Annotated in this window: 31 protein-coding genes; all 31 read right to left on the bottom strand. The window is 47.5% G+C overall.

What is annotated here, in order from left to right; genetic code table 11:
* Window positions 1–11: 11 nt before the first annotated feature.
* Entirely contained in the window at window positions 12–773 is a 762-nt protein-coding gene (gene map, locus BMY11_RS26880; RefSeq protein ID WP_090583267.1) for a type I methionyl aminopeptidase, read from the bottom strand.
* Window positions 770–1,423 (bottom strand): adenylate kinase, encoded by a 654-nt coding sequence (locus tag BMY11_RS26875; RefSeq protein WP_090583265.1) that lies wholly within the window; start codon window positions 1,421–1,423, stop codon window positions 770–772. Before BMY11_RS26875 ends, map begins: the two co-directional genes overlap by 4 nt.
* Window positions 1,424–1,509: 86 nt before the next feature.
* Entirely contained in the window at window positions 1,510–2,811 is a 1,302-nt protein-coding gene (gene secY, locus BMY11_RS26870) for a preprotein translocase subunit SecY (RefSeq protein ID WP_090583262.1), read from the bottom strand.
* Window positions 2,812–3,252: a 50S ribosomal protein L15 gene (gene rplO / locus BMY11_RS26865; protein WP_090583260.1), complete on the bottom strand. Its 441-nt coding sequence runs from the start codon at window positions 3,250–3,252 to the stop codon at window positions 2,812–2,814. It abuts the gene before it with no gap.
* An 81-nt stretch (window positions 3,253–3,333) separates the two neighbouring features.
* Window positions 3,334–3,519 carry a 50S ribosomal protein L30 gene (rpmD, locus tag BMY11_RS26860; RefSeq protein ID WP_090583259.1) on the bottom strand — a complete coding sequence of 62 codons (186 nt, stop codon included), beginning with the start codon at window positions 3,517–3,519 and terminating at the stop codon, window positions 3,334–3,336.
* Window positions 3,520–3,532: 13 nt separating this feature from the next.
* On the bottom strand, window positions 3,533–4,030 hold the full coding sequence (gene rpsE, locus BMY11_RS26855) for a 30S ribosomal protein S5 (RefSeq protein ID WP_090583257.1): 498 nt from the start codon (window positions 4,028–4,030) through the stop codon (window positions 3,533–3,535).
* A gap of 31 nt (window positions 4,031–4,061) precedes the next feature.
* Window positions 4,062–4,430 carry a 50S ribosomal protein L18 gene (rplR, locus tag BMY11_RS26850; protein ID WP_090583255.1) on the bottom strand — a complete coding sequence of 123 codons (369 nt, stop codon included), beginning with the start codon at window positions 4,428–4,430 and terminating at the stop codon, window positions 4,062–4,064.
* A 66-nt stretch (window positions 4,431–4,496) separates the two neighbouring features.
* Window positions 4,497–5,039: a 50S ribosomal protein L6 gene (gene rplF / locus BMY11_RS26845; protein WP_090583253.1), complete on the bottom strand. Its 543-nt coding sequence runs from the start codon at window positions 5,037–5,039 to the stop codon at window positions 4,497–4,499.
* Between the two features lie 30 nt (window positions 5,040–5,069).
* Window positions 5,070–5,468: a 30S ribosomal protein S8 gene (rpsH, locus tag BMY11_RS26840; protein ID WP_090583251.1), complete on the bottom strand. Its 399-nt coding sequence runs from the start codon at window positions 5,466–5,468 to the stop codon at window positions 5,070–5,072.
* Window positions 5,469–5,498: 30 nt separating this feature from the next.
* On the bottom strand, window positions 5,499–5,684 hold the full coding sequence (locus tag BMY11_RS26835) for a type Z 30S ribosomal protein S14 (RefSeq protein WP_090583249.1): 186 nt from the start codon (window positions 5,682–5,684) through the stop codon (window positions 5,499–5,501).
* Between the two features lie 22 nt (window positions 5,685–5,706).
* Window positions 5,707–6,249, bottom strand: a complete 543-nt coding sequence (gene rplE, locus BMY11_RS26830; RefSeq protein ID WP_090583248.1) for a 50S ribosomal protein L5 — start codon at window positions 6,247–6,249, stop codon at window positions 5,707–5,709.
* Window positions 6,250–6,280: 31 nt separating this feature from the next.
* Window positions 6,281–6,634, bottom strand: a complete 354-nt coding sequence (rplX, locus tag BMY11_RS26825) for a 50S ribosomal protein L24 (protein WP_090583246.1) — start codon at window positions 6,632–6,634, stop codon at window positions 6,281–6,283.
* A gap of 46 nt (window positions 6,635–6,680) precedes the next feature.
* Entirely contained in the window at window positions 6,681–7,049 is a 369-nt protein-coding gene (gene rplN / locus BMY11_RS26820; RefSeq protein WP_090583243.1) for a 50S ribosomal protein L14, read from the bottom strand.
* A gap of 41 nt (window positions 7,050–7,090) precedes the next feature.
* Window positions 7,091–7,354 (bottom strand): 30S ribosomal protein S17, encoded by a 264-nt coding sequence (rpsQ, locus tag BMY11_RS26815; RefSeq protein WP_090583241.1) that lies wholly within the window; start codon window positions 7,352–7,354, stop codon window positions 7,091–7,093.
* A gap of 49 nt (window positions 7,355–7,403) precedes the next feature.
* Window positions 7,404–7,604 (bottom strand): 50S ribosomal protein L29, encoded by a 201-nt coding sequence (gene rpmC, locus BMY11_RS26810; protein WP_090583239.1) that lies wholly within the window; start codon window positions 7,602–7,604, stop codon window positions 7,404–7,406.
* Window positions 7,594–8,028, bottom strand: coding sequence for a 50S ribosomal protein L16 (gene rplP / locus BMY11_RS26805; RefSeq protein ID WP_090583237.1), 435 nt, complete (start codon window positions 8,026–8,028; stop codon window positions 7,594–7,596). The genes rpmC and rplP overlap by 11 nt, the downstream gene beginning before the upstream one ends.
* 2 nt (window positions 8,029–8,030) lie before the next feature.
* On the bottom strand, window positions 8,031–8,693 hold the full coding sequence (rpsC, locus tag BMY11_RS26800) for a 30S ribosomal protein S3 (RefSeq protein ID WP_090583235.1): 663 nt from the start codon (window positions 8,691–8,693) through the stop codon (window positions 8,031–8,033).
* Between the two features lie 13 nt (window positions 8,694–8,706).
* On the bottom strand, window positions 8,707–9,042 hold the full coding sequence (gene rplV, locus BMY11_RS26795; RefSeq protein ID WP_090583233.1) for a 50S ribosomal protein L22: 336 nt from the start codon (window positions 9,040–9,042) through the stop codon (window positions 8,707–8,709).
* A gap of 45 nt (window positions 9,043–9,087) precedes the next feature.
* Window positions 9,088–9,369: a 30S ribosomal protein S19 gene (rpsS, locus tag BMY11_RS26790; protein WP_090583231.1), complete on the bottom strand. Its 282-nt coding sequence runs from the start codon at window positions 9,367–9,369 to the stop codon at window positions 9,088–9,090.
* Between the two features lie 69 nt (window positions 9,370–9,438).
* Window positions 9,439–10,269 (bottom strand): 50S ribosomal protein L2, encoded by an 831-nt coding sequence (gene rplB, locus BMY11_RS26785; RefSeq protein ID WP_090583229.1) that lies wholly within the window; start codon window positions 10,267–10,269, stop codon window positions 9,439–9,441.
* Window positions 10,270–10,332: 63 nt separating this feature from the next.
* Window positions 10,333–10,623, bottom strand: coding sequence for a 50S ribosomal protein L23 (gene rplW / locus BMY11_RS26780; RefSeq protein ID WP_090583227.1), 291 nt, complete (start codon window positions 10,621–10,623; stop codon window positions 10,333–10,335).
* On the bottom strand, window positions 10,623–11,246 hold the full coding sequence (rplD, locus tag BMY11_RS26775) for a 50S ribosomal protein L4 (RefSeq protein ID WP_090583225.1): 624 nt from the start codon (window positions 11,244–11,246) through the stop codon (window positions 10,623–10,625). Before rplD ends, rplW begins: the two co-directional genes overlap by 1 nt.
* Window positions 11,247–11,271: 25 nt before the next feature.
* Window positions 11,272–11,889 (bottom strand): 50S ribosomal protein L3, encoded by a 618-nt coding sequence (gene rplC / locus BMY11_RS26770; RefSeq protein ID WP_090583223.1) that lies wholly within the window; start codon window positions 11,887–11,889, stop codon window positions 11,272–11,274.
* A 40-nt stretch (window positions 11,890–11,929) separates the two neighbouring features.
* Window positions 11,930–12,238, bottom strand: a complete 309-nt coding sequence (gene rpsJ, locus BMY11_RS26765) for a 30S ribosomal protein S10 (protein WP_005544556.1) — start codon at window positions 12,236–12,238, stop codon at window positions 11,930–11,932.
* Between the two features lie 500 nt (window positions 12,239–12,738).
* Window positions 12,739–13,929: an elongation factor Tu gene (gene tuf, locus BMY11_RS26760; RefSeq protein WP_090583221.1), complete on the bottom strand. Its 1,191-nt coding sequence runs from the start codon at window positions 13,927–13,929 to the stop codon at window positions 12,739–12,741.
* 114 nt (window positions 13,930–14,043) lie between these two features.
* Complete coding sequence (gene fusA / locus BMY11_RS26755; RefSeq protein WP_090583219.1) at window positions 14,044–16,122, bottom strand: elongation factor G; 2,079 nt, start codon at window positions 16,120–16,122, stop codon at window positions 14,044–14,046.
* 29 nt (window positions 16,123–16,151) lie between these two features.
* On the bottom strand, window positions 16,152–16,622 hold the full coding sequence (rpsG, locus tag BMY11_RS26750) for a 30S ribosomal protein S7 (RefSeq protein ID WP_090583217.1): 471 nt from the start codon (window positions 16,620–16,622) through the stop codon (window positions 16,152–16,154).
* A 68-nt stretch (window positions 16,623–16,690) separates the two neighbouring features.
* A complete protein-coding gene (rpsL, locus tag BMY11_RS26745; protein ID WP_090583216.1) occupies window positions 16,691–17,110 on the bottom strand; it encodes a 30S ribosomal protein S12 in 420 nt (139 codons plus the stop codon).
* A gap of 135 nt (window positions 17,111–17,245) precedes the next feature.
* Entirely contained in the window at window positions 17,246–17,476 is a 231-nt protein-coding gene (locus BMY11_RS26740; RefSeq protein WP_090583208.1) for a ribosomal L7Ae/L30e/S12e/Gadd45 family protein, read from the bottom strand.
* A 246-nt stretch (window positions 17,477–17,722) separates the two neighbouring features.
* Window positions 17,723–21,349, bottom strand: a complete 3,627-nt coding sequence (rpoC, locus tag BMY11_RS26735; protein WP_090583207.1) for a DNA-directed RNA polymerase subunit beta' — start codon at window positions 21,347–21,349, stop codon at window positions 17,723–17,725.
* 152 nt (window positions 21,350–21,501) lie between these two features.
* Window positions 21,502–25,068: a DNA-directed RNA polymerase subunit beta gene (gene rpoB / locus BMY11_RS26730; protein WP_177182844.1), complete on the bottom strand. Its 3,567-nt coding sequence runs from the start codon at window positions 25,066–25,068 to the stop codon at window positions 21,502–21,504.
* Between the last annotated feature and the right edge of the window lie 151 nt (window positions 25,069–25,219).

Below are 25,219 nucleotides of genomic sequence, written 5' to 3'. Positions count from 1 at the left end.
TTCCAATGCGCTCAACCTGCCTGCTCCCTGGATAGGGTTAATATCTCGCAGCCATCTGCAGTGACAGCCACCGTATGCTCGAAGTGAGCACACCATGAACCATCCTCAGTAACGACTGTCCAATTATCCACCAGTGTACGCACATATCGCTCACCGATGTTGGCCATCGGCTCAATCGCCAGAACCATTCCTGGTTTAAGACGCGGTCCGCGATCGGGTAATCCATAGTTCGGAATTTGCGGTTCTTCGTGCAATTCTGCACCAATGCCATGCCCCACAAACTCACGAACGACAGAGAAACCAGCAGCTTCGATCACTTGTTGAATCGCATGCGAGATGGTAAACAAACGAACATCCGGCTTCACGAGTGCGAGCCCTGCATAGAGTGATTGCTCTGTAATGTCGAGCAGCCTCTGCGACTCTTCACTTATCTCGCCCACACCATAGGTCCAAGCCGAATCGCCATGAAACCCTTTATACTGTGCGCCGATATCAATGCTGATGATGTCACCATCATTCAGCTTGCGTGGTCCAGGAATGCCGTGTACCAGCTCATTGTTTACAGAAGCGCAGATGCTGGCAGGAAATTGATTGTACCCTTTGAAAGAAGGTGTGGCGTCCTGACTGCGAATGTACGATTCAGCAATGTCGTCCAATTCCTTGGTTGTTACACCAGGACGAATCGCTTGTTTAAGCAATTGATGCGTTTCCGCAACAATTTGACCAGCTCTTCTCATATATTGCAACTCCGACTCGGATTTGCATATGATCATTCCGCTGTTCCCCGTAGGCAGCTTACGATATCAGTCGTAACTTCGTCGATTTCCTTCTCGCCGTCTACTTCACACAAAACGCCTTTACTCGAGTAGTACTCAAGTAGTGGGGCAGTTTTGGAGATGTATTCGTCAAGACGCGTGCCTACTTTTGCTTCCGTATCGTCTGACCGCTGATACAGCTCACCGCCGCATTTATCACAAACGCCTTCTTGCTTCGGCGGGTTGAACATAACATGGTAGGTGGAGCCGCATGATTTACAAATGCGACGACCGGTCAGACGCGCAAGCAGTAGACCGCGGTCAACTTTGAGGTTAACGACGTGATCGATACTGCGTCCCATTTCAGCCAACATCCCGTCCAGTGCCTCAGCTTGCTGAAGCGTGCGTGGGAAACCGTCAAGCAGGAAGCCTTCGTTGCAATCCTCTTGCGCAAGACGATCACGAACGATGCCGTTCGTAATTTCATCGGGAACAAGTAGACCTTGATCCACGAATTCCTTTGCCTTTACACCAAGTGGAGTGCCTTGCTTCATTGCTAAACGGAAAGCATCGCCAGTGGAGATATGGGGTACTTTGAAAGTATCCACAATACGTTCCGCCTGTGTGCCTTTACCTGCGCCTGGAGGACCCATGAATAAGATGTTCATTAGCGTGTTCCTCGCTTTAAACATAATAGGCTCGGCCGGGTCCCGCCACATGCTACATGCGCGGAAGCCCGCTAGCGAACCTACAGTTATTTATTGATAAACCCTTTGTAGTGGCGCTTGATCAATTGCGTCTCGATCTGCTTCATCGTATCCAGTGCAACACCGATTACGATTAGCAGCGAGGTGCCGCCTAGCTTCACGTCACGAGGCAGATCTGCGAGCGTACCGAACAGAACCGGCAAGATCGAGATAAGCGATAAGAAAATCGCACCGCTGAGCGTGATTCGCGACATAACGCGTGTAATGTAGGAAGAAGTCGGTTTGCCAGGACGAATGCCTGGGATATATCCGCCATTCTTCTTCATTTGATCAGCCATCTGCACCGGATTGATTTGCACGAACGTGTAGAAGAACGTGAAAGCGATAATCAGGATTACGTACAACACCATACCAAGTGGTTTGTCATACGGCATGTGTTCTTGAACCCATTTAGCCCAGTCATGAGTCGACCAGAAGTTCGCGATTGTGATCGGGAACATCAGAAGCGATACTGCAAAGATTACAGGAATAACACCTGCACCATTTACTTTGAGCGGAATGTGAGTCGATTGACCACCGTACATTTTCCGACCAACAACGCGTTTAGCGTATTGAACCGGAATTTTACGAATCCCTTGTTGAACGAAGATAACTCCGACTACGATTGCAATGATTGCAACGATAATCGCAACTACCTTTATGATGCTGAGGAAAATCGAACCTTGCACATCCACGAACTCTTGTTGATAAATCGAACGCGCATGTGAAGGGATTCTAGCTACGATCCCGGCAAAGATCAGGACCGAGATCCCGTTACCGATGCCTTTCTCTGTGATTTGCTCTCCGAGCCACATGAGGAAGGCAGTTCCTGCCGTAAGGATTATCGCAATCATAATATAATCCGTAGAAGTTGCATTCGGGATCATATCGAGCGAATATAGCCGATTAAAACCAATCGCTGTTCCGAAACCTTGGACCAAACCAAGAATAACGGTACCGTACCGAGTGATTTGAGCAAGCTTACGTTTTCCGTTCTCGCCTTCCTTCGCCCATTCAGCGAATTTAGGGATTACGTCCATCGACAACAATTGTACGATGATCGACGAAGTGATGTAAGGCATGATCCCGATCGCGAAAATCGAGAACTGGAACAGTGCCCCACCGGAAAACGTATTGAGCAAACCAAACAACTCAGAACCGGCCTGATCAGTTTGCGTAAATACATCTTTGTTAACACCAGGAACCGGGATGAATGAACCGATCCGGTAGACCAACAAGATGAACAACGTGAACAGGATCCGTCTGCGAAGGTCTTCCACTTTCCAAATGTTGGACACGGTCTTGAACAATTAGATCACCTCGGTTTTACCGCCGGCAGCCTGGATTTTCTCTACCGCAGATTGAGAGAACTTGCTTGCTTTTACCGTAAGCTGAACAGTGATTTCGCCATTACCCAAGATCTTGATTCCGCTCTGTGGGTTTTTAACGATACCTTGCTCAAGCAGTAGCTCAGGAGTTACCTCTGTGCCAGCTGCAAAGCTATTCAACTCATCGATGTTCACAATCGCATACTCTTTACGGAACGGGTTGTTAAAGCCGCGTTTAGGCAAACGACGGTACAATGGATTTTGACCGCCCTCGAATCCTGGGCGAACACCGCCGCCGGAACGAGCATTTTGACCTTTGTGACCGCGACCCGCAGTTTTACCGTTACCGCTACCGATACCACGGCCTTTGCGGAAACCCTCTTTACGAGAGCCCTCAGCTGGTTTGAGATCATGCAGTTTCATCGTGCGTTGCACCTCCTTAATGTTTTGCGCTGTCTTGCGACATCACTTGTTACTACAATATTGCTGCGCCCTGTATGGCGATTAAGCTTGTACTTCTTCCACTTTAATTAAGTGGCTGACATGAGTAATCATGCCACGGATAGCCGGGCTGTCACTGTGGACAACCGATTGACGAATTTTGCGAAGACCAAGCGTAGCAACTGTCGCACGCTGCTTCTCGTTACGACCGATCAGGCTGCGAACGAGGGTGATTTGCAATTTTGCCATCGTATTCTCCTCCTTAGCCCAAAAGCTCTTTCACGGTTTTACCACGAAGTTTAGCAACGTCCTCGGCACGTTTCAGACGGGAAAGTCCTTCCAGTGTCGCGTTAACCATATTCATGGAGTTTGAAGAACCAAGCGATTTGGTCAGAATGTCACCAACACCAGCAAGCTCAAGAACGGCACGAACCGGTCCGCCTGCGATTACTCCAGTACCTTCAGATGCTGGTTTCAGCAATACGCGGCCAGCGCCGAAGTGTCCAAGTACTTGGTGTGGAATTGTTGTTTTCACGAGTGGAACATGAATCAGGTTTTTCTTAGCGTCTTCGATACCTTTGCGAATTGCATCAGGTACTTCGCCCGCTTTACCGATTCCTGCGCCAACATATCCTTTACCGTCGCCTACAACTACTAGAGCGCTAAAGCTGAAACGGCGTCCGCCTTTTACTACTTTCGCTACACGGTTGATTTGAACTACTTTTTCAGTAAGTTCCAATGCATTGGGATCTATACGCAAGTCGAGTTACCTCCTTCATAAGTATTATCTTTTAGAATTCAAGACCTGCTTCACGAGCTGCATCAGCCAGTGCTTGAATTCTTCCGTGGTACAGGTATCCGCCGCGGTCAAATACGATTTTGTCAACGCCTTTCGCTTTAGCGCGAGAAGCGATCACTTCACCGATTTTACGAGCAGCATCAATGTTACCACCGTTGCTGAATTGTTCTGCAATTTCTTTATCGAGCGTAGACGCAGATGCGACCGTTACGCCTTGTACATCATCAATCAGTTGTGCATAGATGTGCTTGGAGGAACGGAATACAGAGAGACGTGGACGCTGCGTAGTTCCGCTGATTTTCTTACGCACACGCAGGTGACGTTTAAGACGTGCTTTGTTCTTATCGCCTTTTGTAATCATTCGTTGTACACTCCTTTCTCAGTCCTTATGAAGCTATCCGATCAAGCAGCGCGGTTAAGCAGCTGCTTATTTCTTCTTACCAGCTTTACCTTCTTTACGAAGGATACGCTCGCCTTCATACTTGATACCTTTACCTTTATACGGCTCAGGCTCACGTACGGAGCGGATCTTCGCAGCAGTTGCACCAACGAGTTCTTTGTCGATACCTTTTACGATGATCTTCGTGTTCACAGGAACTTCGAACTCGATGCCGCCCTCAGGCGTGATTTCCACTGGGTGCGAGTAACCAACGTTAAGTACGATTTTCTCGCCAGTTTTGCTTGCACGGTAACCTACGCCTACTAGCTCAAGGTTCTTAACGAAGCCTTCAGTTACACCACTAACCATGTTAGCGATGACGCTGCGAGTTGTACCGTGCAGGGAACGATGCAATTTATTGTCAGAAGGACGCTCAACAGTAATGACGCTGTCCGCAACTACCACTTTCATATCTTTGTGAAGTTCGCGGCTCAGTGTACCTTTAGGTCCTTTAACAGTGATTACGCTGTTGTCCAGGTCGATGTTTACACCACCTGGAACTTGAATTGGTTTACGGCCAATACGAGACATTGTTACACCTCCAATCGTTGTGACAGTTAATTACCAAACGTAGCAGACAACTTCGCCGCCGGACTTAACTTGGCGAGCTTCTTTGTCAGTCATAATTCCTTTGGATGTGGAAATGATCGCCATTCCCAAGCCACCCAGTACGCGAGGCACTTCAGTGCTCTTCGTGTAAACGCGTAGACCCGGTTTGCTGATGCGTTTCAGCCCCGTAATTACACGCTCTTGGTTCGGGCCATATTTCAAGAAAATACGGATAATCCCTTGTTTGCTATCTTCGATAAACTCAGCATCGCGGATAAAGCCCTCGCGTTTCAAAATTTCTGCGATTTGCTTCTTAACTTTAGAAGCAGGCATTTCTACCGTCTCATGACGCACAACGTTTGCGTTGCGAATGCGTGTAAGCATATCTGCGATCGGATCAGACATAACCATTGTGTAAACCTCCTTCCCGAACTAGGCTGATTACCAGCTTGCTTTTTTAACGCCAGGTATCTGGCCTTTGTATGCTAATTCACGGAAACAAATCCGGCAAATTTTAAACTTTTGCAAAACGGAATGCGGTCGGCCGCAACGTTCGCAGCGTGTGTAAGCCTGCACTTTGAATTTAGGTGCACGTTGCTGCTTAACCTTCATCGAAGTTTTTGCCACTTGGTATTACACCTCCTGTGGATTACTTCGTAAACGGCATGCCCATTTGGGTCAGCAGTTCACGAGCTTCTTCGTCCGTTTTTGCCGTCGTGACGATGACGACGTCCATACCACGAACTTTATCAACTTTATCATACTCGATCTCCGGGAAGATCAACTGCTCTTTCAAGCCTAGTGTGTAGTTACCACGGCCGTCGAACGCTTTGTTCGAAACACCGCGGAAGTCACGTACGCGTGGAAGAGTAACGTTGAACAGTTTATCAAGGAAGTAGTACATACGCTCACCGCGTAGTGTTACTTTAACCCCGATTGGCATGTTTTCGCGAAGTTTGAAACCTGCGATCGACTTTTTCGAACGAGTTACGACAGGTTTTTGACCAGCGATCAAGCGCATATCTTCAACAGCAGCGTCAAGTACTTTGGAGTTCGAAACAGCTTCACCAACACCCATGTTGATAACCACTTTCTCGATCTTAGGTACTTGCATAACTGTTGAATAATTGAACTTCTGCATTAGAGCAGGAGTGATTTCGTTAAGAAAACGATCTTTCATTCTTACTGCCATGTAACGTGAACCTCCTTTCCGTATCGGTTAATTAATCAATAACCTCGCCGGATTTCTTAGCGATCCGGACTTTTTTACCGTTATCAAGCACTTTGTAACCGATCCGAGTTACTTTACCGCTCTTAGGATCGATGTGCATAACGTTGGATACATGAATCGCCGCTTCTTGCTCGATAATACCGCCTTGCGGATTAGCTTGCGATGGACGAGTATGTTTTTTCACCATATTGACGCCTTCGACGAGAACGCGGTTTTGACGCGGATACGCAGCAATAACGCGGCCTTTTTTGCCTTTGTCTTTACCCGTAATGACCATAACCGTGTCGTCTTTTTTAACGTGCAATTTATTGTTGTGAGATTCCAACACTTTTTTCAACCGTGGCATGAGTTACACCTCCTGCGTGCCCTGCGCCTTCAGCGCAAGATACTAATTAGATAACTTCCGGAGCAAGCGAAACGATTTTCATGAAGTCGCGGTCGCGAAGTTCGCGAGCTACTGGTCCGAAAATACGTGTGCCGCGCGGGCTCTTGTCTTCTTTTACGATTACAGCTGCATTCTCATCAAATGCGATGTACGATCCGTCTTTACGGCGAACCGCGCGTTTAGTACGAACGATTACCGCTTTTACTACGTCACCCTTTTTGACAACGCCACCGGGTGTTGCTTGTTTGACGGAGCAGACGATCAGATCGCCGATGTGGCCTACACGACGTCCAGTACCACCTAGTACACGAATGCACATCAGTTCTTTCGCGCCGGAGTTGTCAGCGACGGCCAAACGCGTAAATGGTTGAATCATTTCAACGTCCTCCTTTCGAGAAAATGCTTCTTAAAGCATTCTTAGAAAATAACAGCAGCTTCAACGATTTCGACTAAACGGAACCGTTTATCTTTCGAAAGCGGGCGAGTTTCCATGACTTTGACGACATCGCCAATTTTAGCCTGGTTGTTCTCGTCATGTGCTTTGAGTTTTTTCGTATATTTAATACGTTTGTGGTACAGGTCATGTTTCTTGTACGTTTCAATCGCAACTACGACTGTTTTGTCCATTTTGTCAGACACGACTTTACCGATTAGAACTTTGCGCGCATTACGTTCGCTCATGTTCATCCTCCTTCCATACATTCGTTATCGGTTCACGGGTAAAAGCAGATTAGCTGCTAATTCCGAGTTCTCTTTCACGAAGAACGGTTTTGGCACGAGCTATGTCCTTACGAACATCGCGGATGCGAGTTGGGTTTTCCAGTTGGCCGGTAGCCAATTGAAAACGAAGGTTGAATAGCTCTTCTTTGAATCCAGCGACTTTCTGTTCGAGTTCAACAGAGGTAAGGTTGCGGAAATCGTTAGCTTTCATTTGCTTCACCACCCACTTCTTCGCGTTTCACGAACTTCGTTTTTACTGGTAGTTTATGTGCTGCAAGACGCATAGCTTCACGTGCGATCTCTTCAGATACGCCAGCAAGCTCGAACATTATTTTGCCCGGTTTTACGACAGCAACCCATTTTTCTACGTTACCTTTACCGCTACCCATCCGAACTTCAAGAGGCTTCTGAGTAATCGGTTTATCTGGGAAAATCTTAATCCATACTTTACCGCCACGTTTGATGTAACGAGTCATCGCGATACGCGCTGCTTCGATTTGACGGTTAGTGATCCATGAAGGCTCAAGTGCTTGCAGACCGAATTCGCCGAATACTACTTCAGCGCCGCCTTTTGCACGACCTTTCATGTGACCGCGTTGTTGTTTACGATGTTTGACACGTTTAGGTACCAACATGATTAGTTGCCTCCTTCCTGTGGAGCTTTCTTCTTAGTTGGAAGGATTTCACCGCGGTAGATCCATACTTTAACGCCGATACGGCCGTAAGTTGTATGTGCTTCCGCTGTTCCATAGTCAATATCCGCACGCAGCGTATGAAGAGGAACTGTACCTTCGCTATAGCTTTCCGAACGAGCGATCTCAGCGCCACCAAGACGGCCGCTAACGGCAGTTTTGATACCTTTCGCGCCAGAACGGAGCGTACGTTGGATCGATTGTTTCATTGCACGACGGAAGGAAATCCGGCGTTCAAGTTGTTGTGCAATGCTTTCAGCTACGAGAACCGCATCCAGCTCAGGATGTTTAATCTCGGAGATGTTGATGTGCACTTTTTTGCCTTTAGCAATTTTCGAAAGCTCGGAACGAAGTGTTTCAACTTCGGAACCGCCTTTACCAATTACCATACCAGGCTTAGCTGTATGAATTGTAACGTTAACGCGGTTAGCTGCACGTTCGATTTCGAACTTGGAAACTGCCGCATCTTTAAGTTTGTTCTTCAGGTGCTCACGGATTTTTACGTCTTCCATAAGCAAGTCGCCGAAGTCTTTACCAGCGTACCATTTGGACTCCCAATCACGGATAATACCAATACGAAGTCCGACCGGATTTACTTTTTGTCCCACACGTTTTCCCTCCTTATTTTTCGGATACCACCAAAGTAATGTGGCTGGTTCTCTTATTAATTCGGCTAGCACGGCCCATTGCGCGCGGGCGGAAACGTTTCATTGTTGGTCCTTGGTTCACAAATACTTGTGAAATGACCAATTTATTCACGTCCAATTGGTAGTTGTGCTCCGCGTTTGCGATAGCGGAATTCAGCAACTTCTCAACGATTGGAGATGCTGATCTTGGCGTGTGACGCAGGATAGCGATTGCTTCGCCAACTTGCTTACCACGAATCAAATCAACAACCAATTGAGCTTTACGAGGTGCAATGCGGACGTGATTAGCGAACGCTTTAGCTTGTTGCATGGATGAACCTCCTCTCAAACTTTATGACCTTAACTATTTAACCGATTAACGACGGCCTGTCTTCTTGTCGTCGTTACCGTGACCTTTATACGAACGCGTTGGCGCGAACTCACCGAGTTTGTGGCCAACCATATCTTCTGTCACATATACCGGTACGTGTTTTTTACCGTCATAAACAGCGAACGTGTGTCCGATGAATTGCGGGAAAATTGTAGAACGACGCGACCAAGTTTTGACAACAGTCTTCTTTTCCGTTTCGTTCAGAACTTCAACTTTCTTAAGCAGGTAGCCGTCGATAAACGGACCTTTCTTCAAACTGCGACCCATGGATGATCCTCCCTTCACGCTATTGTTACGTGGGCGCCGTGCGTTAAGCAGATGACGCCGAGGCGCCTATTACTTCGTACGACGACGAATAATGTATTGGCTCGATGCTTTCTTCTTCTTACGCGTTTTGGCGCCGAGAGTTGGTTTACCCCATGGCGACATAGGCGATTTACGTCCGATTGGTGCACGGCCTTCACCACCACCGTGTGGGTGATCGTTAGGGTTCATTACAACACCACGAACTTCAGGACGTTTGCCCATCCAACGGGAACGGCCGGCTTTACCGATTTTCACGAGTTCGTGATCTTCGTTACCAACAGAACCGATTGTTGCACGGCATTTCTTCAGAATACGACGTACTTCACCAGACGTCAAGCGAATTGTAACGTAATGCTCTTCTTTACCAAGAAGTTGAGCATCAGTACCGGCAGCACGAACCAATTGTCCGCCTTTACCAGGTTTCAATTCGATGTTGTGGATAACTGTACCTACTGGGATGTTTTCAAGTGGCAATGCGTTGCCGATCTTGATGTCTGCACCCACGCCAGATACGATTTTATCCCCAACTTTCAAACCTTTTGGTGCGATGATGTAGGCTTTCTCGCCATCCACATAGTGGATAAGTGCGATGTTGGACGTACGGTTCGGATCGTATTCGATCGTCGCGACGTTACCTACGATACCGTCCTTGTTACGTTTGAAGTCGATGATACGGTATTTACGTTTATGGCCGCCACCGTGATGACGAACCGTAATTTTACCTTGGTTGTTACGACCTGCTTTTTTGAAAAGCGGCGCAAGAAGTGATTTCTCCGGTGTGCTTGTCGTGATCTCTTCAAAAGTCGAGACGGACATACCACGACGCGCTGGAGATGTCGGTTTATACTTCTTAACTGGCACTTCGATTCCCTCCTTAACCGATATCTTGTTTAATCACGTTGACCCTACGGCCCGAACGAAAGATTAAACTGTTTCGAAAAACTCAAGTTCGTTGCTATCAGCGCTCAGTTGAACGATCGCTTTTTTCCACTCGGACGTATATCCGCTGTGTTTGCCATAGCGTTTAGGCTTAGCTGGCATGCGAAGCGTGTTTACGCTTGTTACTTTTACTTTGAAGATTGATTGGATCGCGAGTTTGATCTCAGTCTTGTTCGCACGAAGATCAACTTCGAAAACATAACGTTTGTTCGCCATATAATCGCTCGTTTGTTCCGTGATAATCGGGCGCTTGATAATATCGCGTGGATTTTTCATTACGCAAGCACCTCCTGTACTTTTTCAACTGCTTCTTTAGTGATGATAAGCTTGTCGTATTTCATAACATCTAGAACATTGATGCCATCGGCTACAACGAACTTCACGTTAGGAAGGTTACGAGCGGAAAGAGCTACGTTATCTTCGTAGCTAGCTGTAACAACAAGTGCTTTGCGAGCCACTTTCAGGTTGTTCAGGATAACTGCGAATTCTTTAGTCTTAGGAGCTGCGAATGTCAGTTGATCAAGAACGATAATCTCGTTATCAATAACTTTCGATGACAATGCAGATTTGATCGCTAAGCGACGAACTTTTTTAGGAAGTTTGAAGCTGTAGCTGCGTGGTGTTGGTCCGAACACTGTACCACCGCCAACCCATTGCGGGGAGCGAATGCTACCTTGACGTGCGCGACCTGTACCTTTTTGTTTCCAAGGTTTACGTCCGCCACCACGTACTTCGGAGCGGCCTTTCGTCTTGTGCGTGCCTCTGCGTTCAGAAGCTTGCTGCAACAATACTGCGCTGTGCAATACGTGAACGTTAGGTTCAACACCGAATACTGCTTCGGACAATTCAACCTCGCCAACTTGCGATCCATTCACGCTAAAAAGTGCTACTTTCGGCATTTCATGTTCCTCCTTTCTTTAACGGTTATTTCTTCACCGTAGATTTAACTTTAACGAAGCTATTTTTAGGGCCCGGAATGGAGCCTTTAACGAGCAATACGTTGCGTTCAACATCAACGCGTACGATTTCAAGGTTTTGAATCGTAACTGTTTCGTTACCCATGTGACCTGGAAGGTGTTTACCTTTAGGAACGCGGTTCGCTTGAATCGAACCCATCGAACCTGGTCCACGGTGATAACGGGAACCGTGTGCCATTGGACCGCGGCTTTGGTTCCAACGTTTGATGTTACCTTGGAAACCTTTACCTTTGGAAGTTGCCGTTACGTCAACAAACTCGCCAACTGCGAATACATCAGCCTTAAGCTCTTGGCCAACTTCATATTCAGCGATGCCGCGGAATTCACGAACGTAGCGCTTAGGAGCCGTTTCGGCTTTTTTCGCGTGGCCGATTTCCGGCTTGTTTGCTCTGTTTGCTTTCTTGTCAGAGAAACCTACTTGAATGGATACATATCCATCATTCTCTTGGTCTTTCTTCTGCAAAACAACACAAGGACCTGCTTCGATAACCGTTACTGGTACTACGTTACCTTCAGCGGTGAACACTTGCGTCATTCCAAGTTTTTTACCTAAGATACCTTTCATGTTGACACCTCATTTCCTTTCGGTTTTCAAATGTACTTTATTACAGTTTGATTTCGATATCTACACCGGATGGTAGATCCAAGCGCATCAACGCATCAACCGTTTGCGGTGTTGGGTTAACAATATCGATCAAACGCTTATGAGTGCGCATTTCGAATTGCTCCCTAGAATCCTTGTACTTGTGTACCGCACGCAGAATGGTAATGATTTGCTTCTCAGTCGGAAGCGGAATCGGCCCAGACACGCCTGCACCGGAACGTTTCGCAGTTTCAACAATCTTCTCTGCGGATTGATCCAGAATTCTATGATCGTATGCTTTCAAACGGATACGAATCTTTTGCTTTGCCATTTCAAAGTCCCTCCTTCTATCGCCCAATTTAGTATCGGACATACTCCGTAAGAAAACCCGTCACGCCCCTCATGGCAAAGGAGCCTGGTGTGTCGGCAACCTCTTACATCATCGCAACGTCACAGACCAACAGACAATATTATATCGAATTCTCTGGGCGAATGCAACTAAAATGTTTGCTTCGTTAAAAGAAAAGTTTGGATGACTTCGTCGCGCTCCGCGCTTGTCAATATTCACTCTGCTGCGCATCTCATCGACCAACTTCTTTATTAACTCCACTCAGAGAAAAAGCCATAATAAAAAGCGGCTTTATTCAGAAGCCACTTTCTGATTCGATCAAATGTCCTTGCTGCAAACGCTGATTGCTGTAATCAGCACGTCTTTGTCTTCACCTATAATAATGAATCCACACCAAAACCGCAAACCTCAAATTATAGAAAAAAACAAACCCTCACCAAAGTGAGGGTTTGCCTGCGAGCTGCAGCTTTCGCTGCAATTCATTATTTTTGGATGGATGCTACTGCACCTGCACCAACTGTACGACCGCCTTCACGGATCGCGAAGCGAGTACCATCTTCCAGAGCGATTGGAGCGATAAGCTCAACCGTTACTGTGATGTTGTCGCCAGGCATAACCATTTCAGTGCCTTCTGGCAAAGAGATGATACCTGTTACGTCAGTTGTACGGAAGTAGAACTGTGGACGGTAGCCTGTGAAGAAAGGCTTGTGACGGCCACCCTCTTCTTTAGTCAGAACGTAGATTTGAGCTGTAAAGTTCGTGTGTGGTTTAACAGAACCTGGCTTAGCAAGTACTTGACCACGCTCGATGTCTTTACGGTCTACACCACGAAGCAATGCGCCTACGTTGTCACCAGCTTGTGCGGAATCAAGCAATTTGCGGAACATCTCAACGCCTGTTACAACGCATTTGCGAGTTTCTTCAGCAATACCGATGATTTCAACTTCGTCAGATACTTTAACTACGCCACGCTCAACGCGTCCTGTAGCAACTGTACCACGACCTGTGATTGTGAACACGTCCTCGACTGGCATAAGGAACGGCTTGTCAGTATCACGTTGTGGAGTTGGGATGTAAGTATCGACTTGTTCGAACAATTCGATGATTTTGTCAGCCCATGGGCCATCTGGGTTTTGAAGTGCTTCACGAGCAGCACCGCGGATGATTGGAGTATCATCACCTGGGAACTCGTACTCAGCAAGAAGGTCGCGAACTTCCATCTCAACGAGTTCAAGCAACTCTTCGTCTTCAACCATGTCGCATTTGTTCAGGAATACGACGATGTAAGGTACGCCTACTTGGCGGGACAGAAGGATGTGCTCGCGAGTTTGCGGCATAGGGCCGTCAGCTGCGGATACAACCAGGATTGCGCCGTCCATTTGAGCAGCACCAGTGATCATGTTTTTAACATAGTCGGCGTGACCTGGGCAGTCAACGTGTGCGTAGTGACGGTTAGGCGTCTCATACTCAACGTGAGCTGTCGAGATCGTGATACCGCGCTCGCGCTCTTCTGGAGCTTTGTCGATTTGGTCGAATGCTACAGCAGCACCACCGTATCTTTTCGAAAGAACTGTTGTGATTGCAGCAGTCAGCGTTGTTTTACCGTGATCGACGTGGCCGATCGTACCGATATTAACGTGCGGTTTATTACGTTCAAATTTAGCCTTAGCCATTGAACTAATTCCTCCTTAATTATAGAGAAGATTATGTGATCGGCCGGATGGCCCCGAGTGAGGTTCATCATCCGGCCAAAGTACAACTTATATCATCCAACCCTTAGGCTGCTATTAAGCAGAACCTTTGGACTTGGACACAATTTCTTCCGAGATCGAACGTGGTACTTCTTCATAGTGCGAAAGCTCCATGGAGAACACGCCGCGTCCTTGTGTACCGGAACGAAGAACTGTGGAATAACCAAACATCTCAGCGAGAGGCACCTTAGCACGAACGATCAACGCACCATGGCGAGTGTCCGAACCTTCGATACGACCACGACGGGAGCTCAGCATACCCATTACGTCGCCCATGTATTCTTCTGGAACAGTTACTTCTACCTTCATGATAGGCTCAAGCAGGATTGGATTACATTTTTCTTTCGCTGCTTTAAGCGCCATCGATCCAGCAATTTTGAACGCCATCTCCGAGGAGTCAACGTCATGGTAGGAACCGTCGACAACGACTGCTTTGATATCAACAACCGGGAAGCCGGCAACGACACCATTTTTCATCGATTCTTCGATACCTGCTTGAATTGGAGCAATGAACTCACGCGGAATTGAGCCGCCCACGGTTTTGTTTTCAAAGACAAAACCTGTACCTGGCTCAAGCGGTGAGAACTCAACCCAACAATGACCGAATTGACCGCGTCCGCCGGATTGACGAACGAATTTACCTTCGACCTTCGCAGCTGTCTTAAACGTTTCACGGTAAGCAACTTGTGGTTTACCAACGTTTGTTTCAACTTTGAATTCACGAAGCATACGGTCAACTAGAATCTCAAGGTGAAGCTCACCCATACCTGCGATAATCGTTTGGCCGGTCTCTTCGTCCGTGTGAGCACGGAACGTAGGATCTTCCTCAGACAGCTTTTGAAGAGCAATACCCATTTTGTCTTGGTCAGCTTTTGTCTTAGGCTCAACCGCGAGCTGGATAACCGGCTCAGGGAAGTTCATCGACTCAAGGATAACCGGGAACTTCTCATCACAAAGCGTATCGCCAGTAGTTGTATCTTTCAGACCTACTGCAGCCGCGATATCACCGGAGTAAACTTCGCTGATTTCTTGACGGCTGTTAGCATGCATCTGTAGGATACGACCGATCCGTTCACGTTTGCCTTTCGTTGCATTCACAACGTATGAACCGGAGCTAAGTACGCCGGAGTACACGCGGAAGAACGTCAGCTTACCTACGTAAGGGTCAGTCATGATTTTGAACGCCAATGCTGCAAAAGGTTGATCGTCAGCAGACTTGCGAATCGTCTCTGTACCATCTTCAAGGTGACCCTTGATATCAGGAACATCGACTGGAGACGGCAAGTAGTCAACAACAGCGTCAAGCATCAATTGAACGCCTTTGTTACGGTACGAGGAACCAACGATTACTGGGAAAATCTTAACTTCGCAAACACCTTTGCGAAGTGCGGATTTGATCTCAGGAATAGTAATTTCTTCGCCTTCGAGATATTTAATTGTGAGCTCTTCATCAAGCTCAGCAATTTTCTCGACCATTTCCAAGCGGAGTTCTTCCACTTGTTCTTTGTATTCTGCAGGAATTTCAATTTTCTCCGGATCTTTACCAAGATCGTCTTTGTATTTGTAAGCAACTCGTTCAACCAAGTCGATTACACCAACAAAGTCATTCTCTGCACCGATCGGCAATTGAATTGCCACTGCATTTGCGTTAAGACGCAGGCGCATATCTCTAACTACGTTAAGGAAGTCTGCGCCGATAATGTCCATTTTGTTAACGTATGCGATACGCGGTACTCCATAACGGTCAGCTTGACGCCATACTGTTTCGGATTGCGGCTCTACGCCTTCTTTTGCACTGAATACACCTACGGCCCCGTCCAATACGCGTAGGGAACGTTCAACTTCTACAGTGAAGTCAACGTGACCTGGGGTGTCGATAATATTGATGCGGTAACCATTCCATTGAGCAGTTGTAGCAGCGGATGTAATAGTGATACCGCGCTCTTGTTCTTGCTCCATCCAGTCCATCGTAGCTGCACCTTCGTGCACCTCGCCGATTTTGTGGGTACGGCCTGTGTAGAACAGGATCCGCTCTGTAGTAGTCGTTTTACCAGCATCGATATGCGCCATGATCCCGATATTACGCGTATTTTTCAAGGAGAACTCTCTTGCCATAATTCAGTCTCCCTTCGATTAAGCGAATCCTACCAACGGTAGTGAGCGAATGCTTTGTTCGCTTCAGCCATTTTGTGTGTATCTTCGCGTTTTTTCACGGATGAACCAGTGTTATTGGAAGCATCAATGATTTCTGCTGCCAAACGCTCTTCCATCGTTTTCTCACCGCGGTTACGTGAATAGTTCACGAGCCAACGGAGACCAAGCGATGTACGACGTTCAGGTTTAACTTCGATCGGTACTTGGTAGTTCGAACCGCCGACACGGCGAGCCTTTACTTCAAGTACTGGCATGATGTTCTTAATTGCTGCTTCAAAAACTTCCATAGGGTCTTTGCTCGTACGTTCGTTGATGAGTGTAAACGCATCATACAGAATCGTTTGTGCAGTACCGCGTTTACCATCGATCATGATACGGTTGATCAGACGAGTTACAAGCTTGCTGCTGTAAACCGGATCTGGCAACACGTCACGTTTCGTTACTGGACCTTTGCGTGGCATGTGGAAGTCCCCCTTTCTTTTAGTTTTACATTTTAGGATGAAGCTAACCGCGAACGGCTATGCCTTCATTATTTTTTAACTTTAGGACGTTTTGTTCCGTATTTGGAACGTGCTTGTTTACGGTTGTTAACACCTGCAGTGTCAAGCGCGCCGCGAACGATGTGGTAACGAACACCCGGAAGATCTTTTACCCGGCCGCCGCGTACCAATACTACGCTATGCTCTTGAAGGTTATGACCGATACCGCCGATGTAAGCAGTAACCTCAACGCGGTTCGTCAAACGTACACGCGCATATTTCCGCAAAGCGGAGTTTGGTTTCTTAGGAGTCATAGTGCCTACACGAGTACAAACACCGCGCTTTTGAGGTGAGCTCAGGTTTGTTTCTTCACGTTTCAGTGCATTGAAACCTCTTTGCAAAGCCGGCGATTTCGATTTAACGACTTTCGCTTCACGGCCTTTACGAACGAGTTGGTTAATTGTTGGCATGTTGCATCCCCCTTCCTCACTTAGTAAAGCATTTCAAGACATATTGGCTATTAAGCCCACAGATCCAGGCGGTTCATAAAGAGACAAACGAAAGTTTCTACCTTGTCTTTCAACTTAGTAAAAACGATATTTGCTTTATTCGATTTCCGGAATAACCGCTGCCATCGCTGCCCCAACTTCAATACCGCAGGTTTCCCCAAGGCTCTTCATCGTATCAGACCAGGTGATTGGCACTCCTGCTCGCTCGCAAAGCTGAACAATATTGTTCTTTAGCCGCGGATCTGCATCTTGCGCAACATAGACTGTAGTGGCGAGACGTTTCTCGACCATCTTCGTCGTTTGTTTACTACCTATAATAAATCGCATCAGAACCATCCTTCCAGGTCAACCATTATGACAGGTGCAGAGGTTGTGCGATCAGGCACACTACGACATATTAGCACTTCGCCTAACCGAATGTCAAGCATCTTGCCCATGAATATCGTGTAAATAAATGGGATCCGTGTTTTGCATAGCATGACGGATCAAAGAGCGACTAAACGAATGTGTACGAATACACAGCCGTTCAGCACGCTCTTCGCCTTCACGCTCTAGATCATGCATCTAAGTCAATTATGACTCTACAGGCACGCTCTCTGCTTCTGCTTGTTGCACTTCAGGGCTTAGCACATCATCCATACCGGCAACGTGTACGCTGCGATAACGCTGCATACCTGTACCTGCAGGGATAAGTTTACCGATAATAACGTTCTCTTTGAGACCAAGCAACTGATCGACTTTTCCTTTGATTGCTGCATCCGTCAAGACACGAGTTGTCTCTTGGAAGGAAGCTGCGGACAAGAAGGAATCTGTCTCAAGCGATGCTTTGGTAATACCAAGCAATACCGGTTTCGCAACAGCTGGCTCTTTGCCAGCTAGAATTGCTTCACGGTTATTCGCTTCGTACTCATGGATATCGACGAATGCACCTGGCAATAGCGGTGTGTCGCCTGCTTCAATGATACGGATCTTACGAAGCATTTGCTTTACCATAACTTCGATATGCTTGTCGTTGATTTCTACCCCTTGGTTCCGGTATACGCGCTGAACTTCTTGCAGAATGTAGTTCTGAACGCCACGGATACCTTTGATACGGAGCATATCCTTCGGATCGATCGAGCCGTCTGTCAGTTCATCGCCGGCTTCAATCTGTTTGCCTTTGACGGCACGGATACGCGAACCAAAGGTGACTGTGTATATCTTCGTCTCAGCTTCACCCTGGACTTCGATTTCACGGCGGTCCTTCGTCTCACGGATGTCTTTAATGACACCGTCGATTTCAGAAATGATCGCTTGACCTTTCGGGTTACGCGCTTCGAAGAGCTCCTGGATACGCGGCAAACCTTGCGTGATATCATCGCCGGCAACACCACCGGTATGGAATGTACGCATTGTAAGCTGTGTTCCTGGTTCCCCGATCGATTGCGCTGCGATAATACCGACCGCTTCACCGATTTCAACGAATTTACCTGTTGCCAGGTTACGTCCGTAACAGATTTTACATACGCCATGACGCGCACGGCAGCTGAGTACGGAACGGATTTGCAAGCTTTCAACACCTGCAGCAATTAGTTCCTCCGCTTTATTCGAGTCAATCAGTTGATTGCGGTGAAGAATAACTTCACCCGTTTGCGGATTGCGAACGGTCTCGAAGGAGTAGCGGCCTTCAATACGGTCATACAGGTCTTCGATAACCTCTTTACCGTCTTGAATTTTACTAACTCTAAAGCCTTTATCTGTTCCGCAGTCATCTTCGCGCACGATAACGTCTTGTGCAACGTCAACGAGACGACGAGTCAAGTAACCCGAGTCAGCTGTACGCAGAGCTGTATCGGCAAGACCTTTACGCGCACCGTGCGTCGAGATGAAGTACTCGAGAACTGTCAGACCTTCACGGAAGTTCGATTTGATTGGCAACTCGATGATACGACCTGACGGATTGGCCATCAGACCACGCATACCGCCGAGCTGTGTAATTTGCGATTTGTTACCCCGTGCTTTGGAGTCCACCATGAGCATGATGGAGTTATAACGATCCATCGACTTCATGAGAACATCGGTAATTTGATCTTTCGTCTTACTCCAAATTTCGATAACACGGTCATAACGTTCTTCGTTCGTGATCAAACCGCGACGGTATTGATTCGATACGATCTTTACTTTATCTTCGGACTCTCTCAGGATCTCCTGTTTCTCCGGCGGCACAATAACATCTGATACCGCAACAGTAATACCCGCACGTGTCGAGTATGTGAACCCAAGTTGTTTAATTTGGTCAAGCATTATGGAAGTCCGAGTTGTGTGGTACTGACGGAAACACTCAGCAATGATAAGACCGAGGTATTCCTTGCCGACGCCACCAACAGTTGCCAAGGCATCCATAAACTTCAGTAAATCAGCGCCCTTTTCATGGACAAAATATTTATCCGGAGTTCCGTTCAGCAGGTTCACCTTTGTAGGCTCATTGATGTACGGGAAGTCCGCAGGATAAATTTCGTTGAAAATGACTTTACCGACAGTTGTGCAAATCAGCGCCTTCTGCTGTGCATCGGTAAAGGACGTTTTCTTAAGCACCTTAACTGGAATAAAGATACGTGCGTGCAGCGATACGATACCGCGTTGGTAAGCGGAAATGGCCTCGTTAACGTTAGCAAATACCGAACCTGCACCTAGCGCCTCTTTGTTGTCCATTGTCAGGTAGTAGCTGCCTAGAACCATATCTTGGGAAGGTGTAACGACCGGCTTACCGTCTTTCGGGTTCAAAATGTTACCCGATGCGAGCATCAGCAAACGTGCTTCTGCTTGCGCCTCAGCGGAAAGTGGTACGTGAACGGCCATTTGGTCACCGTCGAAGTCAGCGTTGTATGCTGTACAAACGAGCGGATGAAGTTTAATCGCACGGCCTTCAACAAGAATCGGTTCAAACGCTTGAATACCCAAACGGTGAAGGGTTGGAGCACGGTTCAATAGAACTGGATGCTCCCGAATTACTTCTTCAAGCACATCCCATACTTCAGGGCTCACTCGTTCAACTTTACGTTTCGCACTCTTAATGTTGTGCGCGAGACCTTTGTTGACAAGCTCCTTCATTACGAACGGTTTGAAGAGCTCGAGCGCCATTTCTTTCGGCAAACCACATTGGTACATTTTCAAGCTAGGACCGACAACGATAACGGAACGACCGGAATAGTCAACCCGTTTACCGAGCAAGTTCTGACGGAAACGTCCTTGTTTACCTTTAAGCATATGGCTAAGCGATTTGAGCGGACGGTTACCTGGACCCGTTACCGGGCGGCCACGACGACCGTTATCTATTAATGCATCAACCGCTTCTTGAAGCATACGCTTCTCGTTCTGCACGATAATATCCGGCGCACCGAGATCGAGCAGACGCTTTAGACGGTTGTTACGGTTAATAACACGGCGATACAAGTCATTCAGGTCAGACGTTGCAAAACGACCGCCATCGAGTTGTACCATCGGACGAAGCTCAGGAGGAATAACAGGCAGAACATCAAGAATCATCCATTCCGGCATATTGCCGGAGTTACGGAATGCTTCGATGACTTCAAGACGCTTAATCGCACGGTTACGGCGCTGGCCTTGAGCAGTACGAAGATCTTCTTTCAGTGTTTCAAGCTCACGCTCAACATCAATGTCTTGAAGCAACTTCTTCACTGCTTCAGCACCCATGCCAGCATGGAAGCCATACCCGTATTTCTCACGGTAGCTGCGGTATTCTTTCTCCGAGAGTAGCTGCTTCTTCTCAAGCGGAGTATCTCCTGGATCAGTTACCACATAAGATGCAAAATAGATAATCTCTTCAAGCGAACGAGGAGACATATCAAGCGCAAGCCCCATACGGCTCGGAATTCCTTTGAAGTACCAAATATGAGATACAGGAGCTGCAAGCTCAATGTGACCCATACGCTCACGGCGAACCTTCGCACGTGTTACTTCGACGCCACAACGGTCACAAACGACGCCTTTATAGCGTACACGTTTGTACTTACCGCAATGACATTCCCAGTCTTTCGTCGGCCCGAAAATCTTTTCGCAGAAAAGACCTTCTTTCTCCGGTTTCAAAGTCCTATAGTTGATCGTTTCCGGTTTCTTAACTTCTCCGCGGGACCACGATCGAATTTTATCCGGAGATGCCAATCCAATCTTCATATACTCGAAGTTGTTCACGTCCAACAAGGAGCAACCCTCCTTCGTCCTGGTTCACTTTGTTCTTGCTGCTTACATGTCTTGGCAGCCAGCAGAATGCCTCTATTAGAGAGACTCCCGCCGGCTTGATCCGCCCGTGAAGAAGGATCGACATTGTTTATGACATTAAACAGTAGCACGGCCTATGATTCAGCGCCGACCTCTGTGCCTTCTAGATTGAGGTTGAGCTTGTCAGATGCTCCGTCATCCTCATCATCCATCTCTTTCATTTCGATCTCTTCTTCGTTCTCAGCCAGGATCTTAACATCCATGCCTAAGCTCTGAAGCTCTTTGATCAAAACTTTGAACGATTCAGGCACGCCCGGTTCTGGAACGTTCTCGCCCTTCACGATCGATTCGTACGTTTTGACACGACCGACAACATCATCGGACTTAACTGTCAAAATCTCTTGCAGCGTATATGCGGCGCCATAGGCTTCAAGCGCCCAAACTTCCATCTCCCCGAAACGCTGACCACCGAACTGAGCTTTACCACCCAGCGGCTGTTGCGTAACGAGCGAGTAAGGACCAGTGGAACGAGCATGGATCTTATCATCAACCATGTGCGCCAGTTTGATCATGTACATGACACCAACGGTAACTTCACGCTCGAACGGCTCGCCGGAGCGCCCGTCGTATAGAATTGTTTTACCGTTGCGCTGCATGCCTGCTTCTTCCATAGTGTCGAATACGTCATACTCTCGAGCACCATCGAATACCGGAGTTGCAGAGTGAATACCAAGATGCTTACAAGCCATGCCAAGGTGAACCTCGAGCACTTGACCGATGTTCATACGGGATGGTACGCCTAGCGGGTTAAGAACAACCTCTACAGGCGTGCCGTCTGGCAGGAACGGCATATCTTCTTCCGGAAGGATACGAGCGATGACACCCTTGTTACCATGTCGTCCCGCCATTTTGTCCCCTTCGGAGATCTTACGTTTCTGAGCAATATAGGCACGTACGAGTTGGTTAACGCCTGGTGGCAGCTCGTCACCGTTCTCACGCGTAAATACTTTAACGTCAACGACGATACCGTCAGTACCATGAGGTACACGGAGGCTCGTATCACGAACTTCGCGCGCCTTCTCACCAAAGATTGCATGCAGCAAACGTTCTTCAGCCGTCAGCTCTGTCACGCCTTTAGGCGTTACTTTACCAACGAGAATGTCTCCTGCACTAATCTCAGCACCGACACGGATGATGCCACGCTCGTCAAGGTTGCGGAGCGCCTCTTCACCGACGTTCGGAATGTCGCGTGTAATTTCTTCAGGTCCGAGCTTCGTATCACGCGCTTCAGACTCATATTCCTCAATATGAATCGACGTGTACACGTCCTCTTTAACGAGCTTCTCGCTAAGTAGAATCGCATCCTCGTAGTTGTAGCCTTCCCACGTCATGAACGCAACAACAACGTTACGTCCGAGCGCCAATTCGCCCATTTCTGTAGAAGGACCGTCAGCAAGGATATCGCCTTTCTTAACGATGTCGCCTTTATGGCAAAGCGGACGTTGGTTGATACATGTACCTTGGTTCGAACGCATGAACTTATGCAGCTTCGACTTCACAAGGTCGCCTGTAACCGGCTTGCCATCTACCATTTCAACACGACGCAGCCAAATCTCGTTAGCAGATACGCGTTCAATGACGCCATCATACTTAGCAACGATACATACGCCGGAATCTTTCGCAGACTTATGCTCCATTCCTGTGCCGACTAGCGGCGATTTCGGAATAAGAAGCGGTACAGCCTGACGTTGCATGTTGGAACCCATGAGCGCACGGTTGGAGTCATCGTTCTCGAGGAACGGAATGAGCGCCGTCGCGACGGATACAACCTGTTTCGGCGATACGTCCATGTAGTCAACGCGTTCGGTTGGCATAGTCAAAATATTGTCCGCCTGCTTGTTGTAACGAACGATAACCGCATCATCTATGAATTTACCTTCGCCGGTAAGCTTCGCATTCGCTTGCGCGATAACGTAGTTATCCTCTTCGTCAGCAGTCAGGTATGCAATTTGCTCCGTTACTATAGCCAGCTTAGGATCAACCCAGCGGTATGGGGCTTCAATAAAGCCATATTCATTAATACGCGCAAATGTCGACAAAGAGTTGATCAGACCGATGTTCGGCCCCTCTGGCGTCTCGATCGGACACATACGGCCATAGTGAGAGTTATGAACGTCACGAACCTCAAAGCCCGCACGCTCACGAGTCAAACCGCCCGGTCCGAGTGCGGACAGACGACGTTTGTGCGTAAGTTCAGCAAGCGGGTTCGTTTGATCCATAAATTGCGACAATTGTGAGGATCCGAAGAACTCTTTAATCGAAGCAATAACAGGTCGAATGTTTATGAGCGCCTGAGGCGTAATTGCATTCGCATCCTGAATGGACATCCGCTCACGAACAACACGCTCCATACGGGACAAACCGATACGGAACTGGTTCTGGAGCAGTTCGCCAACGGAACGCAAACGACGGTTACCCAAGTGGTCGATATCATCTGTACTACCAACGCCATGAAGCAAGTCAATGAAGTAGTTGATAGATGAGATAATATCAGCAGGCGTAACATGCTTAACTGCTTTGTCAATAATGCCATTCGCAATAACTTTGATCACTTTACTATCATCCAGTGGAGAGTGTACGCTGATCGTTTGCAATGGAATGCTATCAGCATCAAGCACACCGTTCGCAACGTGATAGGTTTTGAAACCTACGTTGTTCTCCAAATGCGGAATGAGTTCATCCAGCAAACGACGGTCAATCATTTGACCAGCTTCAGCGAGAATCTCTCCCGTAGCCGGATCAACTAATGTTTCAGCCAATCGTTGGTTGAACAAACGATTCTTGATGTGAAGCTTCTTATTAATCTTGTAACGTCCTACGTTAGCAAGATCATAACGCTTTGGATCAAAGAAACGAGCTACTAGCAAGCTCTTAGCGTTATCCAACGTCGGTGGCTCACCTGGACGAAGTCTTTCGTAAATCTCGATAAGCGCTTTTTCCGTGGAATCGGTGTTATCCTTATCCAGCGTGTTGCGGATATATTCGTCATGGCCCAGCAATTCTAAAATTTCAGCATCTGTTCCAAAACCAAGCGCGCGAAGAAGAACCGTCACTGGAATTTTACGAGTACGATCGATACGGACATAGATGATGTCCTTCGCATCAGTCTCAAGTTCCAGCCAAGCACCACGGTTCGGAATCACAGTTGCTGTATAGTTTTTCTTGCCGTTTTTGTCCACTTTCGTACTAAAGTACACGCTAGGTGAACGAACCAATTGGCTGACGATAACACGTTCCGCTCCATTGATAATGAATGTGCCCGTTTCGGTCATCAGCGGGAAATCGCCCATGAACACTTCTTGCTCTTTCACTTCGCCGGTTTCTTTGTTAATGAGCCGCACTTTCACACGCAGCGGAGCTGCGTAAGTAACGTCGCGTTCCTTCGACTCATCGACAGAGTACTTAGGCTCACCAAGTGAATAATCGATGAACTCAAGCATCAAATTACCTGTAAAATCCTGAATCGGCGAGATATCTTGGAAAAGCTCAAGCAAATCCTTCTCCAAAAACTTCTCGTACGATTTTTGTTGGATTTCAATCAGGTTCGGAACTTCGAGCACCTCGCGGATGCGGGCATAGCTTCTACGTGTGCGACGCCCATACTGAACAAGTTGTCCTGCCAACTTAACCTCACCCCTCATGTCTGCTTCACAGAAAGTGAACAATGACCTTGTATAAACAAGCTTAAACAGTTCGCTGTTACTACTCGCTCATGAATTTGAATCATTCACTCACAAGCAAGAAATCTCGAACGTTTCACATTGTTAAAATCAGCTTTGCACCTTTAAGCAA

The organism is Paenibacillus sp. OV219, from assembly GCF_900110075.1.
GTDB lineage: Bacteria > Bacillota > Bacilli > Paenibacillales > Paenibacillaceae > Paenibacillus_Z.
This window is presented reverse-complemented; position numbering and strand designations above follow the sequence as displayed.

Bases quoted from the DNA above. Each gene is read 5' to 3' on its own strand.
- map (WP_090583267.1), bottom strand. From the start codon at position 773: ATGATCATATGCAAATCCGAGTCGGAGTTGCAATATATGAGAAGAGCT.
- BMY11_RS26875 (WP_090583265.1), bottom strand. From the start codon at position 1,423: ATGAACATCTTATTCATGGGTCCTCCAGGCGCAGGTAAAGGCACACAG.
- rplO (WP_090583260.1), bottom strand. From the start codon at position 3,252: ATGAAACTGCATGATCTCAAACCAGCTGAGGGCTCTCGTAAAGAGGGT.
- rpmD (WP_090583259.1), bottom strand. From the start codon at position 3,519: ATGGCAAAATTGCAAATCACCCTCGTTCGCAGCCTGATCGGTCGTAAC.
- rplR (WP_090583255.1), bottom strand. From the start codon at position 4,430: ATGATTACAAAAGGCGATAAGAACAAAGCACGTCTTAAACGTCACCTG.
- rplF (WP_090583253.1), bottom strand. From the start codon at position 5,039: ATGTCTCGTATTGGCCGTAAACCAATTCAAGTTCCAGGTGGTGTAAAC.
- rpsH (WP_090583251.1), bottom strand. From the start codon at position 5,468: ATGGTTATGTCTGATCCGATCGCAGATATGCTTACACGCATTCGCAAC.
- rplE (WP_090583248.1), bottom strand. From the start codon at position 6,249: ATGGCAGTAAGAATGAAAGATCGTTTTCTTAACGAAATCACTCCTGCT.
- rplX (WP_090583246.1), bottom strand. From the start codon at position 6,634: ATGCCACGGTTGAAAAAAGTGTTGGAATCTCACAACAATAAATTGCAC.
- rplN (WP_090583243.1), bottom strand. From the start codon at position 7,049: ATGATTCAACCATTTACGCGTTTGGCCGTCGCTGACAACTCCGGCGCG.
- rpsQ (WP_090583241.1), bottom strand. From the start codon at position 7,354: ATGAGCGAACGTAATGCGCGCAAAGTTCTAATCGGTAAAGTCGTGTCT.
- rpmC (WP_090583239.1), bottom strand. From the start codon at position 7,604: ATGAAAGCTAACGATTTCCGCAACCTTACCTCTGTTGAACTCGAACAG.
- rplP (WP_090583237.1), bottom strand. From the start codon at position 8,028: ATGTTGGTACCTAAACGTGTCAAACATCGTAAACAACAACGCGGTCAC.
- rplV (WP_090583233.1), bottom strand. From the start codon at position 9,042: ATGCAACAAGCTAAAGCGTTCGCTAATCACGTCCGCATTGCACCTCGT.
- rpsS (WP_090583231.1), bottom strand. From the start codon at position 9,369: ATGGGTCGCAGTTTGAAGAAAGGTCCGTTTATCGACGGCTACCTGCTT.
- rplW (WP_090583227.1), bottom strand. From the start codon at position 10,623: ATGAAAAATCCACGCGATATTATCAAGCGCCCGATTATCACGGAACAA.
- rplD (WP_090583225.1), bottom strand. From the start codon at position 11,246: ATGCCGAAAGTAGCACTTTTTAGCGTGAATGGATCGCAAGTTGGCGAG.
- rplC (WP_090583223.1), bottom strand. From the start codon at position 11,889: ATGAAAGGTATCTTAGGTAAAAAACTTGGAATGACGCAAGTGTTCACC.
- rpsJ (WP_005544556.1), bottom strand. From the start codon at position 12,238: ATGGCAAAGCAAAAGATTCGTATCCGTTTGAAAGCATACGATCATAGA.
- tuf (WP_090583221.1), bottom strand. From the start codon at position 13,929: ATGGCTAAGGCTAAATTTGAACGTAATAAACCGCACGTTAATATCGGT.
- fusA (WP_090583219.1), bottom strand. From the start codon at position 16,122: ATGGCAAGAGAGTTCTCCTTGAAAAATACGCGTAATATCGGGATCATG.
- rpsG (WP_090583217.1), bottom strand. From the start codon at position 16,622: ATGCCACGCAAAGGTCCAGTAACGAAACGTGACGTGTTGCCAGATCCG.
- rpsL (WP_090583216.1), bottom strand. From the start codon at position 17,110: ATGCCAACAATTAACCAACTCGTTCGTAAAGGCCGTGAAGCGAAAGTC.
- BMY11_RS26740 (WP_090583208.1), bottom strand. From the start codon at position 17,476: ATGCGATTTATTATAGGTAGTAAACAAACGACGAAGATGGTCGAGAAA.
- rpoB (WP_177182844.1), bottom strand. From the start codon at position 25,068: ATGAGGGGTGAGGTTAAGTTGGCAGGACAACTTGTTCAGTATGGGCGT.